Origin of the sequence: Pseudomonas sp. MIL19 (assembly GCF_028680365.1) — a bacterium.
GTDB classification, from domain to species: domain Bacteria; phylum Pseudomonadota; class Gammaproteobacteria; order Pseudomonadales; family Pseudomonadaceae; genus Aquipseudomonas; species Aquipseudomonas spirodelae.
In genome coordinates this window covers 1-5,988 of record NZ_JAPPVG010000062.1, presented here as the reverse complement: position 1 = coordinate 5,988, position 5,988 = coordinate 1, and the positions used below count along the sequence as shown (strand labels likewise).

Sequence of the window (5,988 nt, the reverse complement as noted above, 5' to 3'; positions counted from 1 at the left end):
CGCTGAGTTCGGAATAGGACATAGGGGCAGCACCGTACCGGAAAGGTCAGGTGTTGCACTCAGTTTTCGCGGCCGCCCAGTCTTTCTCGTAAAACCGTTTCTCAAATGCATTGTAGTGACCGAGCAAGTCATCGCGGTCACGCCAGCCTGCTTGCACCGCAATGGTAGTACAGTTGCCGCCCATGGCTTTGGCAAAGGCTTTAGCCAGACTGGTTTTGCCGGTACCGCTAATGCCTTGAAATACATGCAACTGGCTCATGGCCAAGCCGCCAAGCAAGGTACGTATATCTGCAATCGGATAGTAAAGGGGCGTTTTCAACCCCTCTGCCTGGGCAATGCGTTGTTGGAGTTCATTGGCGAACGCCTCCAGATCATCTGGAACAGGCTCCAATACTGGGGAAAACCTACAATCATCTCTGCTATCCATCGCCGAGAGCTGCGGAAATGCGGACGGGGCTTTGCTAGCGTCTGTAAGTTGGTCTATGCGCGCGGACAAATCGCCCAAGTGAACGCTAAGCAGCTGCTTATGTTTTTCCAGTGCACGCTTTTCAGCTGCCAAGGTCTCAAGTTCAGCAGCGCCCATGCGCTTGCGACTCAATTCAATTTTTGATTGTTCCAGCTCCGGCACTAAATCTCGAAGCCGGCTTTCAGAGGCTGCCAACTGCTCACGAAGCCCTGCGTTCTCCTGATCCAAGCGTTGTGTATCTGCCGCCGATCCACTGGCGCAGAACGCTGAGTTGGCGCGACGTAACTCTTCCAGTTCATCAAGCAACGTCTGTGGTTCTTTATCCCCCAAAACCGCCATCAGTTCTTGGAATCCGGCTAGGCGATCTTTCAGTGCGTCCATCTGCTGATGCAGTCGTTCCTGACTCTTATCTTTTCGCTCAAGATCTCTCTGGTGCTGATTGCGCTCTCCTTCCATGCCCTCATCAATAAGGGCCTGCAGCTGACTCTTTTCATCATCAAGATCATCCTGCTGGCGTTGCAGGCGCAGTCTGCTTGCTTCGTGCTTCAGGGCTTTGGCACTCAGCTCTCGTTCACGTTGTTGCAGCGCCATATCTTGCTCTTGCTGGCCCCTATTGAACGACTCCTTCTGATTCGCTACATCTTGGAGCAAATGATCGCGCTCTGACTCCAACTGCCTGACCTCTGACTTCAGGGCTTCGAGTGTTTGCTGCTTGATACTGGCAAACCCGCTACGAGCGTCCAGCTCGCGACTAAGCAGTGCCAACTCCCTATCCGCTAGCTCAGACTCTTTCGCCGCGGCTGACTCTAAGCGAGGCATTAATGCCTGTTTCTGCTCATCTAGCTGCTGGCGATCCGTGAACAGTAAGTCACGCTGTTTATATAGCTCCTCCTCTTCCTGCTTCAGCGCTTCGCGGTCGTTCTCCGCTGTATCCAGAAGTGACTGCCGCTCTTGCTCAAAAGCCTCTGCCTGGCTTATGGCCTGACTTTGCAACCCAGCGGCGCCATCAGCCAATGCACTACTTTCCTTTTGAAGCTGCTTACAGAAGCTTGAAAATCGCTCCAACCACGGCCCAAAGCGAGCAGCCTTCTCCGTAGGCAGAGCTAAACGCAGATCGTCGAGGAAATCGCCATCGACCTTGAGTTCTTCGGCCGCATCAGGTTTTCCCATCACCCCCGCCCCGACCATCAGCGATGCAAGAAAAGGCGAAACTTTAACTGGCGAACTGCTTGTCGCAACATTCGAAGCCGGGATCGACTTGGGCGCGCTATGTTTTTTCTTAGCCATTACATCCAATCCTTGAATAGTAGTGTCCAGCCCAGGGCGAACTCACCCAGGCGGACAACGTCGTCTTTGTTAAATTCTTTTCCGCTGGCGTGAGAGGCCTCGTTACGTAAGTCTGCAAGCATAAGCAATTGCTCAAAGGCCAGTTCTTCTGCGGGAATTTTCCTAAGCGGGTGGTTGGCGACCTCTAGGGTGCTGAGCACTGCACCAAAAAGCATGGCCTTCAGTGACTGACTTCTGCCTTCCAATGCATTACGAACCTGCTTCAAATTCTGGTATGCCAGCGTACTGACCACGTCCGGCGTCAAAGGCGGGAGTTCAAGTGCACGCAAAATGCTCCGGTTCAGCGAAGGATCCAAATTGGTAACTTTGGGGAATATGCCCATATCGGGTTTGAACTCCCGAATAATCCACTGGCATACAGCCTCGCATAGCTTCTGGGCATCATTGAGCGTTGCATCCAGTGCATGCTTGCCAAGCCCCTGCTCAATCATTAATAGGTGCCGTTTAACAGATGAGTAATAACGCGCGATTAGATCCTGCCGACAAGCCCAGGCATGCTCCGCCAACAACTCCATGTCGATGGCTTGATCCATGCTTTGCATCCATTCTTCAATGCTTTGATTTTCAGGCTCTGGACGGCCGGTGATCCTTGCGAGCTCACGCACCAAGCGCGAGTCACGCTGCAGAATCTCTAAAAAGGTCTTATCTAGCCAAGGCACTTGTTGCCTGATGTCAAAAGGATCACAAAGCTGCCAAGGTTTAGCGCCGGATGGATCCTCTGCGATCCAAGTCAGCACATACATGGGTTCAGGCTGCTCTGCCATGAACTCAATACCCTGAGCCAAGACTCGCTCAGGTAAGTCCTGTGATCCATACAACTGATTGGCATTGAAATGGTCTAGGCGATAAGCGCCATATGCCTCAATTACTTCCTGGGGACTCAACTCGGGAGGCATCGCCGTCCTAGCCCTCAAGACATATGGGCGAAAGTCCTTGCCACTCGATCGATTGGGTTTAAATACGGGCGAATCCCCTGAGTCCTGCAGGGGCACAAGCTCCGGCTGATCACTCGAGATACGCGGCCACAGCGCTCCGCTTAGCGCATCCTGAAACATCAAACCGCTTTTAAACGCTACATCCTGATCCTCGCCTTTTTCCAGCAAGACAATGCCGCTATCCGTCAGTTTACCCAGACCGTCCACCCAGCCGTTTCCGTTACATTGAGCCAGGATGAACAGCACCATTTCCGGGTGCATGCCTAACAAGTCAGCCATTTCCCTCCAGCTCTGGCAGTTGGCACGGAGCAACCCAAGCACTGCCCGCTGGAACAGATTAAGTCCGCTGTCTCGCTCTGCTGGATACATGATGCGATGGACATACACCGGCCAAAGCAGTGGTTTACGCTTGCCATAAGGCTCGTCTCGATAGCTCAGATAGCGCTTAGCGAATACAGCCATACGTCCCCCTGCACAGTTCGACGAAGTTCACTAAAGCTGGAACCGCTTCCTGCGCCTCCTCACCGCCTGTCATGCTGAGATCCCCCACTACGATCAGTAACTTGCGCTGGCGACTCATGGCGACGTTCATTCGGTTAGCCAAACGCAAAAAGCCGTACTTGCTGTTTAACTGTTTGTCACGCTGCTCTGGATGTTCGCTATTAGCCGATACTTTTCGAGTACTGGAGCGTACGTTCGAAAGCAGCACCACATCGAACTCCTTACCCTGGAAGGCATCCACAGTACCTATACGCAAACGTTCCTCACCATTGCTGTTCAACCGATATTCAGCAACCGGTTGGTAACCTTCTGAGGTTTTACTCATCACTCCAAGTAGTTCAAGAGCCTGCATGATCATGCTGCTCTGGGCTGAGTAAAAGGTGATGACGCCTATCGAAAGGTCCTTCTCACCAGCCTGTAAAAGCCTAAAAACCTCATTCGCAACAGCTTCTGCCTCAACTTCTCGACTACGGCTACTGCCCTGCTTTCGCTCACTGCCCAGTGCCGCAGGTACATCTAGCCAGGCACATACCTTGCCTTCATACCCCGGCAACTGATGTGCAAAATCCTCTGCCTTCCTGCCAGACATCAGCACGTCCATCCCGACGGACTCGTAGAAGTTCTTACTGATGAAGTCGCCGAGGACGGGGTGCATGCGAAACTGTGTATCGAGCATGACCACCCGCTGAATACCGTCGGCACTTTCCAGTCGCTGTAACTGAATACGAAGTCTTTCGAACAGGCTGGTTTCAAAAGCTTTGCGCTGGAGGTCGGTCAAGTTGTGCTCAGCCGCAACCCCCTCCTCAATATCTGGTTCCAGCAGGTGAGGTAACTGGCGATCATCGCCAACTAAAACAATTCGGCGCGTTGCCATAGCCATAGGTACAAACAAATCAAGTGGGTTGGCCCTAGCAGCCTCATCAATCACGACTGTATCGAACGTGATGGCGGTACTCTCCAAACCGCTCACTTCTTTGAGGTTGCTCATCTGCGCTCCTGCAGATTGCTGACAGGTTGCACCAACAACCATCGCGTAAGCTTCGGTTGCGCTTTGCGCTTGCTGCGGGTCGAAGGTCAAGGCATTAGTCAATTGTCCAAGCACCCCAGCAATGCCCTTGCGACTGGCAGTAATGCCTTGCTCTAGCACCGACTCCAAATCTGCAAGCAGCGTCAGGCCTTGGCTATCTATGCGGCAGCGAATTTCCGGGGGACGATAGTCCGGTAATAGACGATCTAAGAGATGATCACGTAATTGCTGCAAGGCCTGGAGTTGCTGTTCATCTGGCTCTAGAGCTTCTGCAGCAGCCTCTAAAAGCTGCTGTTGCTCCGGATCGAGTTGGATCCGCTCTCGACCCAACCAGCGCAACAAGTCATCCGCTCGATCCGCGCCATCATCGGCAAAGCCGCAGGCCTCAACACGTAAGCCTCGCACTCGAGCCAAGCGCAAATCACGATTAGGCACGCCCTTGTGAATCTGTTGCTGCTGACTATCCAGATAATCCTGCCACTGAGTTTCCAAAACACTTGGAACACGCAGCCCGCAGCCCTGCACCTCGGTCAATAAACCGTTAGCCTTATCCAGCGCAGCAATGCGGCCAGCACTATCTAGTCCTGCCATACGCAACAACTGGAACTGCCGGCGCAGCGCCTTCATGTGTGCCAACAATGGCTCTTTCTGCTCAAGCTCTAGGACTCGGGCATTCAGATGATCGGCCAGCTTCTTACTCCAGACTTCAAACTGGACACTTGGCTGGCCAGTGGAGTTTCGGCCGCCCACTCGCACGGCAGGCAAACCGAACACATCGCTTCGACTCAAAGCATTGTCCACTGCATCGTGTTGATAGCTGCTAATCAGCACCTGACCACGTAAGTTTTGGCTTTTATTTTCTTCCGCGAGACGACGCTGCAACGCCGCTATGACTTGCGTTTTGCCTGTGCCAGGCGGGCCGATAATCAATGCAACATCTGGCGTATTCAGTGCAACAGCAAGTGCTCGGCGCTGCCGATCAGTAGGTGTCCCGCCCTTGAATGTTTCTTTGGCATATTGCGTGAGGTCTTGCAATTTCCGGTGGCGTTCAACCGGAGCGGAGACGCCCTCTAGCAGATAGCGCAACTGCGGCAAACGCTTACCGCTATCGATAGCGCGTTTAGCCTCCTCGCGCCGCTTGCCGGAGGTTCGATCGCCGGCCAAGGAATAGTAGATATAACCTGCTCGCGGAGGCTTGCTGACTTTCCGTCGAGCATCAGGTTGAATCACCAGCGCCCGAGCCTCAAAGCTCAACCTTCCACGCACGGCATTTTCCTGAGCCTTGGTATCAATAAGCTCGCTGGACCAGTCGGGCTCGTTCTCTGACAACTCAACCTGAATCGAATCGGACAACTCTAGTTGCTGCCAGAGTTCTTTAAATTTTTGTAAGGCTTCCTGATTTTTTGGTATCAGACGCCAAGCATTTCCTCCGGCCCGCTCGAAGCCCTGATAGCTTTCATATGGCAGGGCTCCCAGCTTGGAAGCAGCCTCTTGCGCCCGTTTCCAAGAAAGATCGTTGTAGAGTTTCCAAAGCTCAAGATAGGCGGTGTTGCTGCGCAGTGTCGCATCCAGCATTGCTATCTGGGCGGGGTCTTGCAACTGACTGGCCACGCTGGCATCAACAAACTTGCAGGCTGTTGGCGCTGATGGAAAATTGACCCACCCTGCCGATTGAAATTTGACCCAGGGCGGATTGCTGATTTTGTTACCAG

At 53.2% G+C, this 5,988-nt stretch carries 3 protein-coding genes; all 3 read right to left on the bottom strand.

The genetic code is table 11. The annotated features are described in order from the left end of the window. Positions 1–46: 46 nt before the first annotated feature. Positions 47–1,753: a hypothetical protein gene (locus N1078_RS19185; protein ID WP_274089667.1), complete on the bottom strand. Its 1,707-nt coding sequence runs from the start codon at positions 1,751–1,753 to the stop codon at positions 47–49. Beyond that, on the bottom strand, positions 1,753–3,210 hold the full coding sequence (locus tag N1078_RS19180; protein WP_274089666.1) for a hypothetical protein: 1,458 nt from the start codon (positions 3,208–3,210) through the stop codon (positions 1,753–1,755). Before N1078_RS19180 ends, N1078_RS19185 begins: the two co-directional genes overlap by 1 nt. After that, a partial coding sequence (locus N1078_RS19175; protein WP_274089665.1) for a DEAD/DEAH box helicase occupies positions 3,194–5,988 on the bottom strand: 2,795 nt, incomplete at its 5' end. The genes N1078_RS19175 and N1078_RS19180, both read right to left, overlap by 17 nt.

Coding starts and splice junctions, on each gene's coding strand:
- N1078_RS19185 (WP_274089667.1), bottom strand. CDS start 1,753: ATGGCTAAGAAAAAACATAGCGCGCCCAAGTCGATCCCGGCTTCGAAT.
- N1078_RS19180 (WP_274089666.1), bottom strand. CDS start 3,210: ATGGCTGTATTCGCTAAGCGCTATCTGAGCTATCGAGACGAGCCTTAT.